The 15,941-nt window shown below is 74.4% G+C and carries 14 protein-coding genes; 12 read left to right on the forward strand and 2 right to left on the reverse strand.

Going from position 1 to position 15,941, the window contains the following annotated elements; genetic code table 11:
* Positions 1–14 precede the first annotated feature (14 nt).
* The gene (locus KSP35_RS05005; RefSeq protein ID WP_216999490.1) at positions 15–1,805 is read left to right on the forward strand and encodes a helicase HerA-like domain-containing protein; all 1,791 of its coding nucleotides are present in this window, start codon (positions 15–17) and stop codon (positions 1,803–1,805) included.
* Positions 1,806–1,828: 23 nt separating this feature from the next.
* Complete coding sequence (locus tag KSP35_RS05010; RefSeq protein ID WP_216999492.1) at positions 1,829–2,566, forward strand: SDR family oxidoreductase; 738 nt, start codon at positions 1,829–1,831, stop codon at positions 2,564–2,566.
* 41 nt (positions 2,567–2,607) lie between these two features.
* Here the strand turns inward: KSP35_RS05010 and KSP35_RS05015 are convergent, their stop codons facing one another.
* On the reverse strand, positions 2,608–3,525 hold the full coding sequence (locus KSP35_RS05015) for a ribokinase (protein ID WP_216999494.1): 918 nt from the start codon (positions 3,523–3,525) through the stop codon (positions 2,608–2,610).
* Between the two features lie 31 nt (positions 3,526–3,556).
* Between KSP35_RS05015 and KSP35_RS05020 the strand changes: the two genes are divergently transcribed.
* The 10 genes from KSP35_RS05020 to KSP35_RS05070 all read left to right on the forward strand — a co-directional run bounded on the left by KSP35_RS05020 (position 3,557) and on the right by KSP35_RS05070 (position 13,674).
* Positions 3,557–4,519, forward strand: a complete 963-nt coding sequence (locus tag KSP35_RS05020; protein ID WP_216999496.1) for a nucleoside hydrolase — start codon at positions 3,557–3,559, stop codon at positions 4,517–4,519.
* An 85-nt stretch (positions 4,520–4,604) separates the two neighbouring features.
* Positions 4,605–6,941, forward strand: coding sequence for an arylsulfatase (locus KSP35_RS05025; protein ID WP_216999498.1), 2,337 nt, complete (start codon positions 4,605–4,607; stop codon positions 6,939–6,941).
* Positions 6,942–7,384: 443 nt separating this feature from the next.
* Entirely contained in the window at positions 7,385–7,597 is a 213-nt protein-coding gene (locus tag KSP35_RS05030; RefSeq protein ID WP_216999500.1) for a hypothetical protein, read from the forward strand.
* A complete protein-coding gene (locus tag KSP35_RS05035; protein ID WP_216999501.1) occupies positions 7,597–8,250 on the forward strand; it encodes a response regulator transcription factor in 654 nt (217 codons plus the stop codon). Before KSP35_RS05030 ends, KSP35_RS05035 begins: the two co-directional genes overlap by 1 nt.
* A 130-nt stretch (positions 8,251–8,380) precedes the next feature.
* The gene (locus KSP35_RS05040) at positions 8,381–9,136 is read left to right on the forward strand and encodes a hypothetical protein (protein WP_216999503.1); all 756 of its coding nucleotides are present in this window, start codon (positions 8,381–8,383) and stop codon (positions 9,134–9,136) included.
* Positions 9,137–9,206: 70 nt separating this feature from the next.
* The gene (locus tag KSP35_RS05045; RefSeq protein ID WP_216999505.1) at positions 9,207–10,475 is read left to right on the forward strand and encodes a sensor histidine kinase; all 1,269 of its coding nucleotides are present in this window, start codon (positions 9,207–9,209) and stop codon (positions 10,473–10,475) included.
* A complete protein-coding gene (locus KSP35_RS05050; protein WP_216999507.1) occupies positions 10,463–11,107 on the forward strand; it encodes a response regulator transcription factor in 645 nt (214 codons plus the stop codon). The genes KSP35_RS05045 and KSP35_RS05050 overlap by 13 nt, the downstream gene beginning before the upstream one ends.
* Positions 11,107–11,919 carry a DUF4097 family beta strand repeat-containing protein gene (locus tag KSP35_RS05055; protein ID WP_216999509.1) on the forward strand — a complete coding sequence of 271 codons (813 nt, stop codon included), beginning with the start codon at positions 11,107–11,109 and terminating at the stop codon, positions 11,917–11,919. Before KSP35_RS05050 ends, KSP35_RS05055 begins: the two co-directional genes overlap by 1 nt.
* An 887-nt stretch (positions 11,920–12,806) precedes the next feature.
* A complete protein-coding gene (locus KSP35_RS05065; protein ID WP_216999511.1) occupies positions 12,807–13,223 on the forward strand; it encodes a nitroreductase family deazaflavin-dependent oxidoreductase in 417 nt (138 codons plus the stop codon).
* A gap of 55 nt (positions 13,224–13,278) precedes the next feature.
* Positions 13,279–13,674, forward strand: coding sequence for a DUF2237 family protein (locus KSP35_RS05070; RefSeq protein WP_216999513.1), 396 nt, complete (start codon positions 13,279–13,281; stop codon positions 13,672–13,674).
* 27 nt (positions 13,675–13,701) lie between these two features.
* Here KSP35_RS05070 and KSP35_RS05075 read toward each other — a convergent pair whose 3' ends face one another.
* Complete coding sequence (locus KSP35_RS05075; protein ID WP_371748958.1) at positions 13,702–15,927, reverse strand: heavy metal translocating P-type ATPase; 2,226 nt, start codon at positions 15,925–15,927, stop codon at positions 13,702–13,704.
* Positions 15,928–15,941 lie beyond the last annotated feature (14 nt).

The following is a 15,941-nucleotide window of genomic DNA, read 5'->3' on the forward strand; positions in this document are numbered from 1 at the left end:
TACGGTCTGCGCCCATGACCGACCCCGCCGCCGGCACCGCTCCCCCCGACGAGTTCGCCGCCCGCATCGCCGTCGCCTACGCCGCCGAGGGCTCCACCATCGACATCGGTCGGGCCGTGCACGACGGCACCGCCTTCCCCGGAGCCGTGGTGCAGGTGCCCACGGCCATGTGCAACCGCCACGGGCTCATCGCCGGTGCCACCGGCACGGGCAAGACCGTCACGCTCCAGCTCCTGGCCGAGCAGCTGTCGGCCCAGGGCGTGCCGGTGTTCACCGCCGATGTGAAGGGCGACCTCAGCGGCCTCGTGAAGCCGGCCACGCCGGGCGACAAGATCACCAAGCGGGTCCTCGAGCTCGGCCTCACCTACACGCCCACCGGCGCACCGGTGCAGTTCTGGGCGCTGGGCGGGCAGGGCTCGGGCGTGCCCGTGCGGGCCACCGTCAGCTCGTTCGGCCCGCAGCTGCTGGCCAAGGTGCTCGGCGCCAACGAGACGCAGACCTCGTCGCTGGCGCTGGTCTTCTACTACGCCGACCAGCAGGGCCTGCCCCTGCTCGACCTCGTCGACCTGGTCGACCTGCTCAAGTACCTCGTGGGCGACGAGGGGAAGGCCGAGCTCAAGACCATCGGTGGCCTCTCGAGCGCCACCGCCGGGGTGCTGCTGCGCAAGCTGGTGGAGCTCCAGCAGCAGGACGCCGAGCTCTTCTTCGGCGAGCCGGAGGTCACCATCGACGACCTCATCCGCACCGCGCCCGACGGCCGGGGCGTCATCAACTGCCTCGAGCTGGCCGCCGTCCAGGACCGGCCCAAGCTCTTCTCCACCTTCCTCATGTGGCTGCTGGCCGAGCTGTTCGAGCACCTCCCCGAGGCGGGTGACCTCGACAAGCCGAAGCTCGTCTTCTTCTTCGACGAGGCCCACCTGCTCTTCGACGACGCCCCGAAGGCGTTCGTCGACCAGGTGGCCCAGACCGTCCGCCTCATCCGGTCCAAGGGGGTGGGCGTGTTCTTCATCACGCAGCTGCCCGACGACGTGCCCGACGTGGTGCTGGCCCAGCTCGGCAACCGGGTCCAGCACGCGCTCCGTGCGTACACGCCGCGGGATGCCAAGGCGCTCAAGGCGGCGGTGTCGACCTATCCCAAGACCGACGACTACGACCTCGAAGAGGTGCTGACCCAGCTCGGCACCGGCGAGGCCATCGTCACCACCCTGGCGGAGAACGGGGCGCCCACGCCGGTGGCCTGGACCAAGGTCCGCCCGCCGCAGAGCCAGATCGGTGCCGTCGATCCCGCCGAGGTCCTCGCCCTGGCCCAGGCCAGCGATCGCTGGGCCACCTACGCCACCGAGATCGACCGCCCCTCCGCGCGCGAGCAGCTCGCCGCCAAGATGGGCGTCACCCTGCCCGCCCCCGCCCCCGCCGCACCGCCCTCGGCGCCCGCCGCACCGACGGTCGCGGCCGAGCCCACCGCGCCGGTGGGGGCCGAGCCGCCGGTCGTGCGCCCCGACCTCCCCCCGCCGCCGGCCTCGGCCTACCCGGCCGGCCAGCCCAGCCCGGGCGACCTGGTGCGGGACTCCGGCGTCCGGGACGACAGCTTCGACGTCGAGGTGTCCGCCACGCCGGCCGAGCCCAAGGCCACGAAGGCCAACGCCGGCTCGAAGCCCATGCGGCGCTCGGACCCCGATCCCATCAACAAGCGCCAGAAGGACGACGGCGGCGTCGTGACCGACTTCCTCAAGTCCCGCGAGGGCCGGGCCACGGTGAACAACGTCGTCCGGGGCGTCTTCGACCTCCTCAAGAAGAAGCGCTGAGCCCGGCGGGCCAGACTGCCCGCATGGACGTTCGCTACGACGGCAAGGTCGCCCTGGTCACCGGGGCCTCGAAGGGCATCGGCAAGGCCGTCGCCGCGGAGCTGGTGGCCAGCGGGGCCTCGGTGATGCTCTCCTCTCGCAAGGCCGACGCCCTCGAGGCCGCCGCCGCCGAGATCGGTGGCGACGTCGCCTGGTTCGCCGCCAACGCCGGCGAGCCGGAGGCCGCCGCGTCGTGCGTGGCCGCCACCCTGGAGCGGTTCGGGCGCATCGACGTGCTGGTGAACAACGCCGCCACCAACCCCTACGCCGGGCCCACCATCGACATCGACGTGCCCCGCTTCGACAAGACCGTCCAGGTCAACCAGCGCGGCCCGCTGGTGTGGTCCCAGCAGGTGTGGACCCGGTGGATGGCCGAGCACGGCGGCGTGATCCTCAACGTGGCGTCCATCGGCGCGCTCTCGGTCGAGCCCACCATCGGCATCTACAACGGCACCAAGGCGGCGCTCGTGCACCTCACCAAGCAGCTCGGCGCCGAGCTGGCGCCGGGGGTGCGGGTCAACGCCGTGCTGCCCGGCCTGGTGAAGACCGACATGGCCCGGGCCCTGTGGGAGCGGGGCGAGGAGGCCATCGCCGCCCACGTCCCGCTGCGGCGCCTCGGCGAGGTCGACGACATCGCCAAGGCGGCCGCCTTCCTCTGCTCCGATGCTGCGTCGTGGATCACCGGCACGACCCTCGTGGTCGACGGCGGCATGGTCCTCTGACCTGCAGCCGCTGATCGAGCGGCCGACCAGCCCGTCCGGACTCAGTCGAGCTCGACGTCGTAGGGCATGGCGGCGACGGTGCCGACGCGGGTCACGGCGATGGCGGCGGCGCGGTTGGCCCGGTCCAGGGCGGGCTCGAGGGGCAGGCCATCGGCGAGGCCGGCGGCCAGCACGCCGAGGAAGCAGTCGCCCGCCCCGGTGGTGTCGACCACGTCAGCCACCACGCCGGCGAGGCTGACCTGACCGCCGGGGCCGGCCGCCGCGACGCCCCGGGCGCCGAGGGTCACCACCACGGTCTGGCGCAGGGCCCCGCCGCCGGCGCCGCTGGCGTCGTGGCCGGCGATGGCGAGGGCCTGGCCGATGGCGGCCACCGCGTCGGTGGCCTCCTCCCCCACGCCGGCCAGCTCGGCGGCCTCGGCCTGGTTGAGCACCACGACGTCGGCCGACGGCACGAGCGAGCGACCGGCTCCGAGCGGTGACGGGTTGAGCAGGCAGGTGGCCCCGACCGCCCGGGCCGCGTCGAACGCCGCCCGCACGGCGTCGACGGGGACCTCGAGCTGGGCGACCACGACGTCGCCCGCCTCGATGGCGAGGCCGGGACCGACGGCCAGCGTGGCGTTGGCGCCCGGGTCGACGGTGACGGTGTTGGCGCCATCGGCCGCCACCACGATCAGCGCGCTCCCGGTGGCGTGGTCGAGCGCCGTGCCCACCCCGCCCACGTCGATGCCCTCGCCGGCCGCCAACGACGCCAGCCACCGGCCGTCGTCGTCGTCGCCCACCCGCCCCACCAGGGCGACGTCGGCGCCGACGCGCACGGCCGCCACCGCCTGGTTGAGCCCCTTGCCGCCCGGCGCGGGAGCCACCACCTCCCCCAGGATCGTCTCGCCGACGTGGGGGTGGCGGGCCACCCGCCAGCCCCGGTCGACGTTCAGGCTCCCGATCACCCACACCCTCGACATGGTCCCAGCATGGCGCCTGTACGGTCGGCCGATGACCGAAGCCGCCCGCCCCCGGATCCTGATCGACTGCGACCCCGGCCACGACGACGCCATCATGCTGGTCTGCGCCGCCGCCTACGCCGACGTGGTCGGCGTGGTGACCGTCGGCGGCAACGTCGCCCTGGAGCACACCACCCGCAACGCCCTGGCCATCGCCACGCTGCTCGACTGGGACGTGCCGGTGCACGCCGGGGCCGACCGCCCGCTGCTGGCCGAGCAGGTCACCGCGCCCGAGGTCCACGGCGAGAGCGGGATGGGCGGCACCACGCTCCCCGAGCCCGATCGCGAGGTCGCCGGCTACGACGGCATCGGCTTCCTGATCGAGTCGGCCCACGCCGAGGAGGGCCTCTGGCTGGTGCCCACCGGCCCGCTGACGAACGTGGCGCTGGCCATGCGCTGCGACCGCAGCTTCTCGAGCCGCCTGGCCGGCATCTGCCTCATGGGCGGCGGCGCCGAGGGCGGCAACATCACCAGCGCCGCGGAGTTCAACGTGTTCGCCGACCCCGAGGCGGCCGCCATCGTCTTCGGCGCCGACTGCCCGGTGCGCATGTGCGGGCTGGACCTCACCCACCAGGTCACCGGCGACGCCGCCTACGCAGCCCGCCTGCGCGGCATCGGCGGTCCTGCCGCCACCCTCGTGGCCGAGGTGGTCGAGGACGAGCTGGCCAACTTCGGCCGCTACGCCACCAACACCGAGAGCCCGCCGCTCCACGATCCCGTCGCCCTCCTGGCCGTCACCCACCCCCACCTGTTCGCCGGCACGGTCACCCCGATCGAGGTGGAGACCGGCGGCCACCTCAGCCGCGGTGCCACCGTCGTCGACCGCCGCCTGGTCACCGCCCAGGGCACCGCGCCCGGCGCCACCCTCGCCGAGGTGCGCACCGAGTGGGTCCACACGGTCGACGGCCCCGCCGCCCTGGACCTCATCGCCGACGCCTGCGCCCGCTGGGCCTGACCGGTCCGGGCTACGTTGCGGGGCCGGACCTGACGAGGCGTCAGGACCGGCGCGACAGCGACCGCAGACCCAGGGGACGACGGGCATGAGCGACGACACCACCGGCACCGGCGGGCCACGGCCGGCCGGCCCCTACGAGGGCTTCGGCGGCAAGGTGGGCAACACGTTCGCCGGTTCCGAGAGCTGGTGGCCCGAGCGGCCGACCCCCGGCCCGGACGCCCCGAACGTGGTGGTGGTCATCGTCGACGACCTCGGCTTCGCCGACCTCGGCTGCTACGGCTCGGAGATCCCGACGCCCAACATCGACCGCCTGGCGGCCGGCGGCGTGCAGTTCACCAACTTCCACGTGACGCCGATGTGCTCGCCCACCCGCGCGGCCCTGCTCACCGGCGTGAACCCGCACCGGGCCGGTGCCGGCCACGTGGCCAACTCCGACCCCGGCTTCCCCGGGTACGCCGCCGAGCTGGCCGCCGACGTGGCCACCGCCGCCGAGGTGTTCCGCGACGCCGGCTACCACACCATGGCGATCGGCAAGTGGCACCTGACCAAGGACGCCGACCTCTCCGACGCCGGCCCGCGGCACTCGTGGCCGCTCCAGCGCGGCTTCGACCGCTACTACGGCGTCCTCGACGCCTTCACCAACCTGCACCACCCGCACCGGCTGGTGCAGGACAACCACACCGTCGAGCTCGACCAGTACCCCGACGGCTACTACGTCACCGACGACCTCACCGACCGGGCCATCGGCTTCATCCGCCAGCAGAAGGCGTCGAACCCGAGCCAGCCGTTCTTCTGCTACTTCGCCCACATCGCCGTGCACGCACCGCTCCAGTGCAAGGAGTCGGACCGCCTCAACCACGCCGGCAACTACGACGCCGGATGGGACGCGCTGCGCCAGGCCCGCCACGAGCGCCAGGTCGAGCTCGGCCTGCTGCCCGAGGGCACGCCCCTGCCGCCGCGCAACAGCGAGGAGGGCGACGACGTCACGCCCTGGGCCGACCTCGACCCCGCCGACCAGGCCCTGTTCGCCCGCTACATGGAGGTCTACGCCGCCATGGTCGACAGCGTCGACCAGTCGGTCGGCCGCCTCTACGCCGCCCTCGAGGAGCTGGGCGAGGCCGACGACACGATCTTCCTCTTCCTCTCCGACAACGGGGCCTCTCGGGAGGGCGAAGCCGGCGGCACCACGTCGTACTTCCGCTCGCTCGTCTCGAAGAACGTCAAGGACCTGGAGGACCGCCAGTTCGACCGCGACCGCCTCGAGCTGGCCGGCGGCCCGCGGGCGCTGGTGCACTACCCCCGGGGCTGGGCCATGGCGTCGAACACGCCGTTCCGGCTCTACAAGATCAACACCCACGCCGGTGGCCACTCAGTGCCGCTCATCCTCCACTGGCCGGCCGGCCAGCGCGACCCCGGCCGACGCGACCAGTGGTCCCACGTCACCGACCTCCTGCCCACCCTCTGCGAGCTGGCCGGCGTGCAGCGCCCCGACGTGCGGGGCGGCATCGCCCTCCAGCCCCTCAACGGCACCAGCCTCGGGCCGGTCCTCGCCGACGCCGGCGCGGCTCACGCCCGCGGCCCGCAGTACCTCGAGATGGCCGGCCACCGCGGCTACTACGACGGCGACTGGGAGGTGGTCACCCGCCACCAGGAGCTGACCGAGTTCGGCCTCCACGAGTGGGAGCTCTACAACCTCGCCGACGACCGCACCGAGACCCGGAACCTGGCCGCCGAGCATCCCGAGCGGGTGGCCGAGATGGCCGCCGGCTGGGAGGCCGCGGCCCGGGAGAACCAGGTGTACCCCCTCGACGAGGGCAGCCGGCTCCGCTACGTGGTGCGCCCGCCCTACGAGGTGCCGCTCCAGCAGCCGGTGCGCATCGTGGCCGGCACCCACACGTTGGAGCGCTACCGCTCGCAGCAGCTGATCCAGTGGCGGTCCTTCGACGTCGACGTCGAGCTCGACCACGCCGCCGGCGACCAGGGCGTCCTGGTCTCCCACGGCGACCAGGGCGGCGGCTACGCCCTCTACGTCGACGACGACGGCGAGCTGGTCTTCGTGCACAACGGCTACGGCGAGGTGCGGGAGCTGCGCTGCGGCCCCGTGCCCGACGGCGCCCGGCAGATCCGCCTCGCCGTCACCGCCCCGGGCGGCTGGCGCTGGAACGTGGCCGTCTCCGTCGACGGCGCCGAGGTGGGCACCAGCGACGACCTCGTGATGCTCGGCGCCATGGCCCCGTTCGAGGGCATCAACGTCGGCATCGACCGCCGCTCCCCCGTCTCCTGGGAGCTCGCCGAGCGCCACGGCACCTTCCCCTGGACCGGCCGCCTCGTGGCCGTCACCTACACCCCCGGCGAGCCCGCCCCCGACGCCGGCACCCGCTTCCTCGACCTCCTCCGCGAGATCGGCATGCGCTACGAGTGAGGCGCGTCCGCCGGCGCGTTGCCGAGACCAACCGGACGCGCCCGCGGACGCGTGGCGAGACCAACCGGACGCGCCCGCGGACGCGTGGCGAGACCAACCGGGCGCGCCCGCGGACGCGTGGCGAGACCAACCGGACGCGCCCGCGGACGCGTGGCGAGACCAACCGGGCGCGCCCGCGGACGCGTGGCGAGACCAACCGGGACGCGCCCGCGGACGCGTCGTCAGCACCAGCCTGGCGCGCCCGCGGACGCGTCGTCAGCACCAGCCGGACGCGCCTGCGGGACGCGTCCGTCCCACACTGCGGAGCCAGGCCACCACACCTCGTGAGCTGCTCCCTTGCGTCGGGTGCACACCCACATGGGGGACAAACCGCCGTTCTCGGACATCGCCCGTTCGGGTAGCCACCAACCGTTCCCCCCACCCCTCAGCTAGGAGCGGTTCCCATGAGCGATCCGACCGACGACCAGGTGAGCGACGCCACGCGGTCCACCGAGACCGACGACGAGCAGGTCCACAGCGGCGCCGATCGCGAGCCCACGCCCGAAGAGGAGGCCGCCGCCGACGCGCTGCCGCCCGTCGACCCGGCCGTGGCCGAGAGCTACCAGCACCAGAACGAGGTCGGGGCGGACGTCCAGGGCGAAGGCCAGATCGACTGATGGCCGACAACCCCCGCCCCCGGGTCGCCGTGGTGAACGACTACGAGGTCGTGGTGGCCGGCCTGGCCAGCATCCTCGCCCCGTTCGACGACCGGATCGACCTCGTCGACGCGTTCTTGATCGACGAGCCCATCGACGGGCCCGTCGACCTCGCGCTCTACGACACCTTCGGCCGACAGGGCCTCGAGGAGGTCCAGCTCGCCAAGCTGCTGGGCCGCCCCGAGGTCCACCGCGTCGCCGTCTACTCGTTCAACTTCGACGACGATGCCGTCGGCGCCGCCCTCGAGGCCGGTGCCGCCGGGTACCTGTCGAAGGCCACGCCCGCCAAGGAGCTGGTCGACCAGCTCGAGCAGCTCGCCAAGGGCGAGCAGGTGGTCAGCGGGCCCCACGGCCCGGGCCGCTCGCCCAAGGAGGACCGGGGCTGGCCCGGCCGCGACCTCGGCCTGTCCGAGCGCGAGGCCGAGGTCGTCGCCCTTGCGGCGCTCGGCCGGCGCAACGCCGACATCGCCGAGGCGCTCTTCGTCAGCGTCGACACGGTGAAGACCCACCTGGCCCGGTCGTTCCGCAAGCTCGGCGTGCACAACCGCACCGAGCTCTCGGCGCTCATCCACCGCCGCCAGAGCTTCCGCCGCCTGCTCCCCGACGGCGAGTAGCGAGCCCCACCCCTCGTACCGGGCTGGGACCTGGTCGCTCCGGCCGCCAGGTCCCAGCCCGGTTCGCGCCGGTGGTGGGCAGGTCGGCCGGTCGCCATCGCCGGAGGCCGCGGCCGGTAGCGTCGTGGGGATGCCCGAACCCACCTCGACCGCTCCGCGAGCCGGCGACCGGCCCCGGATCGGGCTGCTCCAGTGCGGCTACATCCCCCCGTCGCTCGTGCCCGCCCACGGCGACTACCCCGAGGCGTTCGCCGCCCTCCTGGCGCCCCACGACGTCGACCTGGTGACCTACGACGTCCAGGCCGGTCCGGTGCCCGCCACCACCGACGAGTGCGACGGCTGGATCGTCTCGGGGTCGGCCAGCTCGGCCTACGAGCCCCTGGCGTGGATCGGCGCCCTCGAGGGCTACCTGCGTCGCCTCGTCGAGGACGAAGCGCCCACCGTCGCCGTGTGCTTCGGCCACCAGGTGCTGGCCCAGGCGTTCGGTGGCCGCGTCGCCAAGTCGCCCGCCGGCTGGGGCGTGGGGGCCCACGACTACGAGCTGGTGGGCCCGGCGGCACCGTGGATGGACCCCCCGGCGAGCGGCTCGGTCCGCCTCGTCGCCAGCCACCAGGACCAGGTGGTGGAGCTGCCCGCCGACGCCGTCCTGCTGGCCCGCACCGACCACTGCCCCGTCGCCGCCTACGCCCTCGGCTCGCGCATGCTGGCCATCCAGCCGCACCCCGAGTTCACCACCGCCCTCTCCGGCGAGCTGATCGAGCTGCGTCGCGAGCGGATCGGCGCCGCGGTCGCCGACGCCGCCGAGGCGTCGCTCGACGAGCCGCTCGACCAGGCCACCGTGGCAGCGTGGATGGTCGCCTTCCTCCGCCAGGGCCACCAGGGGTAGGGACAACCCCACCCGCACGACGCCGGGCGGCAGGATGGCCGGGCGGCCCCCGTCCCCGTACGGTCGACCCATGACCTCGAGCGCGCCGATCCTCACCCGGGCCTACCGGCCCGTCGTGTCGTCGGCCACGTGGCGGGCCACCGCCAAGGTCTTCCTCGACCTGCCCGTCGTCTGGGCCACCGGTCTGGCAGTGCTCATCCCCGCCGTGGTCGCCGTGCCCACCGCGATCGTCTTCCCGGTGTCGCTCGCCTTCGCCGTGGTCAGCCTCGTGGGCAACCGACTCGCCGCCCGCTGGGACCGCCAGCGCCTCGCGGTCTTCCTGGACCTCGAGCTGCCCAGCCCGTGGCGCCCCCGCACCGGCGGTCCGTGGAAGCGCTTCACGGGCGAGCTGGGCGACGGCGCCACCTGGCGGGCCCTCGCCTACCGGGCGGCGGCGATCCCGCTGGCCGCCGTCGCCGGGCTCCTCGTGCTGGTCGCCTGGTCGGTGCCGGTCACCGCGCTCACCGCCCCGGCCTGGGTGTGGTTCCTGCCGAAGGACCGGATCGACCTGGGGCCCCTGCACCTCACCGGCCTCGCCGGCGCCCTCCCCGCGGTGCTGCTCGGCGTCCTGCTGGTGCCGGTCGCGCCGGTGCTGGTGGCGGGCGTGGCCCACGTCGAGCGCTGGGTCGGCCGCCTCCTGCTGGGCCCTCGGGGCGAGGCGGCGCTGGCCGAGCGCATCGAGCAGGTGGAGACCAGCCGGGCGCGCGTGGTCGACGCCGCCGAGGTCGAGCGCCGCCGCATCGAGCGCGACCTGCACGACGGCGCCCAGCAGCGGCTGGTCGCTCTGGCCATGAACCTGGGCATGGCGAAGGAGAAGTTCGCCACCGACCCCGCCGCCGCCCAGGCGCTGGTCGAGGAGGCCCACGCCGAGTCCAAGCGCGCCCTCGTGGAGCTGCGCGACCTCGCCCGCGGCCTGCACCCGGCGGTGCTCACCGACCGCGGCTTGGGCCCGGCGCTCTCCGCCGTGGCCGCCCGCTCCCCCGTGCCCGTCGAGGTGCGGCTCCACCTCGCCGCCCGTCCCGACGCCACTACCGAGGGCATCGCCTACTTCGTGGTGTGCGAAGCGCTGGCCAACGTGGCCAAGCACAGCCAGGCGGCCCACGCCACCGTCACCGTCAGCCGGGTGAGCGGCCGCCTGGTGGTCGAGGTCACCGACGACGGCATCGGCGGCGCCGACCTCTCGGGCTCCGGCCTGGTGGGCCTGCGCGATCGCGTGCAGGCCGTCGACGGCTGGCTCCAGGTCCTCAGCCCTCCCGGGGGCCCCACCACCATCCTCGCGGAGCTCCCATGCGCATCGTGATCGCCGAGGACGCCGTCCTCCTCCGTGCGGGCATCACCCGCTTGCTCGCCGACGCCGGCGAGGAGGTGGTGGCCGCCGTCGGTGACGCCACCGGCCTCCTCGAGGCCGTCGTCCGGCAGCAGCCCGACCTGTGCATCGTCGACGTGCGCATGCCGCCCACCCACACCGACGAGGGCATCCGCGCCGCGGTGGAGATCCGCCGCGACCACCCGGGCGTCGCCGTGCTGGTGCTGTCGCAGTACGTCGAGCAGGAGTACGCCGCGGAGCTGCTCGCCGACAACACCGAGGGCGTGGGCTACCTGCTCAAGGACCGGGTGGCCGACGTCGGCGACTTCGTCGCCGCGGTCCGCCGCGTCGGCTCGGGCGGCACCGCCCTCGACCCCGAGGTCGTGTCCCAGCTGCTGGTGCGCTCCCGGCGGCGGGACCCGATCGCCACCCTCACCGATCGCGAGCGGGAGGTGCTGGCGCTCATGGCCGAGGGCCGCTCGAACGTGGCCGTGGCCGAGGAGCTGGTGGTGAGCGCGGGCGCCGTCGAGAAGCACGTCCGCAACATCTTCACCAAGCTCGACCTCCCGCCGGACCCCGACGACCACCGCCGCGTCCTCGCCGTGCTGCGGTACCTGGGGTCCTGATGCGCCGCCTCTCGCTGCTGCTCGGCGCCGGCTGCACCCTCGTCTTCCTGGCCTACGGCGTGTTCTTCCTCGTCGACTGGCTGGCGGTGGAGCACAAGACCGAGACCCGCACCTTCGCCGCGGTGCCCACGGTCCACCTCGACGTCGACGGCGGCGGCGCGGTCCGCGTGGTGGGCGACGGCGGTGACCGCATCCGCGTCGACCTGCGGTGGCGAGAGGGCGTGCAGCGCGCCTCGGTGAGCGCCCGCCTCGACGGCGATCGCCTCGTCGTGCACACCGGGTGCCCGGCGCTGGTCAACGCCTTCTGCATCGCCGGCGCCACCGTCCACGTCCCGAAGGGCACCGTGGTCGACGGCGGCGGCTCCAGCCCCATCCAGGTCCTCGACGTGGCCGGGCCGGTCGACCTCGGCGTCTCGAACGGCTCGGTGCGCATCGAGGGGGGCCGGGGTGACGTGGAGGTGCGGGGCGACAACGGCGAGGTGACCGTGGTCGGCGGCCAGGGGCCGCTGCGCCTGAGCACCGACAACGGCAGCATCACCACCGACGCGGTGCGGGCCGACCGGGTGGACGCCCGCACCGACAACGGACGCATCCGCCTGGACCTGGCCATCGCCCCGAGGTCGGTCGTGGCCCGTGCCGACAACGGCGGCATCACGGTCCTCGTGCCCGACGACGGCCAGCCGTACGCGGTGTCGGCCCGGTCCGACAACGGGTCGGTCGACACGCCCGTCGCCACCACCACCGACGCGGCTCGCACCATCGACGCCGCCGCCGACAACGGCTCCATCTCGGTGCGCTACCGCCCGAGCTGAGCGCTCCCCCGCCACCGGACGCAGCGGTCCGCAGGCGACGTGGGGCGTCGCAGGCGAGGGCCTAGGTTGTCACCCGATGGAGATCGACGACCGACGCACGCCGGACGACGAGCTCGGGGCGCAGGTGGCGGCCGGACGAGATGCCACCATCCACGACGCCGGGCCGGGGCGGGTGCTGCGGCGGACCCCCACCGAGCGGGACCTCAGACCCGAGGCCGAGGTCATGGAGCACCTCCGACAGCAGGGCTACCCGGTGCCCGAGGTCTTCCGGGTGGGCCCGGGCGAGCTGGTGCTGGAGCGGATCGCCGGTCCCACGATGCTCGAGGACCTGGAGGCGCACCCGTGGCGGGCCCGACGCCACGCCCGCACGCTGGCCGACCTCCACACCTCGCTGCACGCCCTGCGCGCGCCGACGGGCCTGCGGCCGCACCCGGTGGCGGGCCACGCCGTGCTCCACCAGGACCTGCACCCCGGCAACGTGATCCTCGCCCCGTCCGGCCCGGTGGTGATCGACTGGACCAACGCCCGGGAGGGCGCCGCCGAGGCCGACGTGGCCCTCTCCTGGGTGCTGATGGCATCGTTCGAGCTGGACCAGGACCCGCCCACCGGCTCGGCGCTGCACCGACTGGCCACCCGGGTGGAGCGGCGGGCGACGCCGTGGATCCGCCGTCGGCTCGTCCGCGCCTTCCTGCAGGCGAGCGGCGTCGAGGCAGCGGCACGCCTGCCTGCCGGCCACCGCGAACCACCGGCTGGCCGATCGCTCGGTGCGGCCCGGGGAGGCGATCGCCATCCGGGCCATGCTCGATCGGGAGCGCTACGGCTGAGCGGCACCGCACCCACCTGCGGAGCGGGCATGCTGGGCCCTCCTGCACCAAGAGGAGGGCCCCGTGGCCGACGACAACCGAGACTTCAACGCCAAGATCATCGACGAGTTCCGCGCCAACGCCGGCCAGGTGGGCCCGCCGTTCGAGGGGGCGCCGCTGCTGCTCCTGCACAGCACCGGGGCCAAGTCGGGCCAGGAGCGGGTGCACCCGATCGTGTACCAGCCCGTCTCCGGCAGCTGGGCCGTGTTCGCGTCGAAGGCCGGTGCCCCCGACAACCCGGCCTGGTTCCACAACCTGGTCGCCAACCCCGATGCGTCCATCGAGGTCGGGGCCGACACCGTCGCCGTCCGGGCCCGCGTCCTCGAGGGAGACGAGCGGGAGGCCGTCTGGTCCAAGCAGAAGGAGCTCATGCCCGGCTTCGCCGAGTACGAGGCCTCCACCACCCGGACCATCCCCGTCGTGGTGCTCGACCCCGCCTGAGCCCCGGCGGCGGCCATGCGCCGGGCCACCGCGCCGGGGGTGCGAGACTCGCCCGATGGTCGAACGCAACGTGCTGGGTGGCGAGCTGGAGCCGTGCGGGACCGACCCCGTGACCGGCTTCTACCGAGACGGCTGCTGCAGCACCGGCCCGGAGGACCTGGGCAGCCACACCATCTGCGCGGTGGTCACGGTGGAGTTCCTCAGCCACCAGCGCAGCATCGGCAACGACCTGTCGACCCCCATGCCCCAGTACCGGTTCCCGGGCCTGGTCCCGGGCGACCGGTGGTGCGTCACCGCGGCCAACTGGCTGCGGGCCCACGTCGACGGAGCCGCCGCCCACGTGGTCCTGGCCTCCACCCACGAGCGGGCCCTCGAGCTGGTCCCGCTCGAGGTGCTCCAAGAGCACGCCGTCGACGTGCCCGGCGACGCATCGTTCCTCGACGGCCTCTGAGCTCGGCTCCCGGGGCGACGCTGCCGCTCAGGCCGGCCGGTCGGTGCGGAAGCGGAACAGCCGGAGGCTGTTGGCCACCACGAAGACCGACGACGCCGCCATCGCCACCCCGGCCAGCATCGGGTTGAGGAGCCCGGCCGCAGCCACCGGGATGGCGGCCACGTTGTAGGCGAAGGCCCAGACCAGGTTGGCCTTGATGGTGCGCAGCGTGCGGCGGCTGAGGCGCACGGCGTCGACCGCCGCCCAGAGGTCGGCGCGGACGAGGGTCAGGTCGGCCGCCTCGCGGGCGACGTCGGTCCCGGTCCCCATGGCGAGGCCCAGGTCGGCCTGGGCGAGGGCGGCGGCGTCGTTCACGCCGTCGCCCACCATCGCCACCCGGCGGCCCTCGGCCTGGAGCCGCACGACCTCGGCCACCTTCTCCTCCGGCAGCACGCCGGCCACCACCCGGTCGATGCCGACCTCGGCGGCGACCGTGGCGGCCACCGAGGCGTTGTCGCCGGTGAGCAGGACGGGGCTGAGCCCGAGGGCTCGGAGGCGGGCGATGGCCGCCGCCGAGCTGGGTCGCACGGTGTCGGCCACCACCGCCACCACCCGGACCTGGCCGTCCCAGCCCACCGCCACCGCGGTGCGGCCCTGCTCCTCGGCATCGCGGTGGGCGGCGGCCAGCTCGTCGGGGACGACGAGGCCCTGGTCCGCCAGGAAGCCGGGCCGGCCGGCCACCAGCGCCGAACCGCCGACCACGCCCGACACGCCGAGGCCGGCGGTCGATCGGAAGCCGTCGACGGCGAGCCGGTCGGCTTCGGGCACGGCATCGCGGATGGCCCGGGCGATGGGGTGCTCGCTGGCGGCCTCGAGGCTGGCCGCCAGGACCCGCGCCCGGGCGGCATCGGTGCCGTCGGCGACCACCAGGTCCACGAGGGCCATCTGGCCGGTCGTGACGGTGCCGGTCTTGTCGAGGACGATCGTGTCGATGCGCTGCGTGGCCTCGAGGACCTCCGGGCCGCGGATCAGCACGCCGAGCTGCGCGCCCCGGCCGGTGCCCACCAGGAGCGCCGTCGGGGTGGCCAGCCCGAGGGCGCAGGGGCAGGCGACGATGAGCAGCGCGACGGCCGGGGTGAGGGCGCCGGCGAACCCGGATCCGGTGCCGAGCCACCAGCCGAAGGTGGCGACGGCGAGGGTGATGACCGCGGGGACGAACACCGCCGCCACCCGATCGGCGAGGCGCTGCACCTGGGCCTTGCCCGACTGGGCGTCGGCCACCAGCTTGGCCATGCGGGCGAGCGTGGTGTCGCTGCCCACCCGGGTGGCCCGCACCACCAGCCGCCCGCCGGCGTTGACGGTGGCCCCGGTGACCGCGTCGCCCGGGCCCACCTCGGTGGGCACCGACTCGCCGGTCACCAGCGAGCCGTCGATGGCCGAGGTCCCCTCGTCGACGATGCCGTCGGTGGCGACCTTCTCTCCCGGACGGACCACGAAGCGGTCACCCACCACCAGCTGGTCGACGCCGATGCGCTCCTCGCGACCGTCGCCGTCCAGGCGCACGGCCTCCTTGGACCCCAGGTCGGCCAGGGCGCGCAGGGCGTCGCCGCCGCGCCGCTTGGCCCGGGCCTCGAACCAGCGACCGGCGAGCAGGAACAGGGTGGTGGCGCCGACCACCTCGAAGTAGAGGGCGGTGTCGGCGTGGGCCCGATCGGCGGTGAGGGCGAAGTCGTGGCGCATGCCGGCGACGCCCGCACTGCCCCAGAACAGGGCCCAGAACGACCAGGCGAAGGCGGCCAGCACGCCGACCGAGACGAGCGTGTCCATGGTGGACGACCCGTGCCGCAGGTTCGTCCACGCGGCGCGGTGGAACGGCGCTGCGCCCCAGGTGGCCACCGGGAAGGCCAGCATCAGGCTGAACCACTGCCAGTTCGTGAACTGCAGGGCGGGCACCATGCCCATGGCGATCAGGGGCACGCTCAGGACGCCCACGACCAGCACGCGGTGGCGCAGGTCGTCGACGCTCCCGTGGTCGTGGTTCTCGTGCTCGCTCCCCTGCCCGGAGCGATCCTCGGGCCCACCGCCGGACAGGACCGGCTGCGGCACCCAGGCCTGGTACCCGACGCCCTCGATGACCTCGATGGCCTGCTCGGGCCCGAACGCCGCAGGCGCGGTCACCTGCGCCGTCTCCAGCGCGTAGTTCACGGTGGCGGTGACGCCCTCGACCTTGTTCAGCTTGCGCTCGATCCGCGCCGCGCACGAGGCGCACGTCATGCCGCCGATCTCGA

This window comes from Aquihabitans sp. G128 (genome assembly GCF_019048865.1).
In the GTDB taxonomy this organism is placed as follows: domain Bacteria; phylum Actinomycetota; class Acidimicrobiia; order Acidimicrobiales; family Iamiaceae; genus Aquihabitans.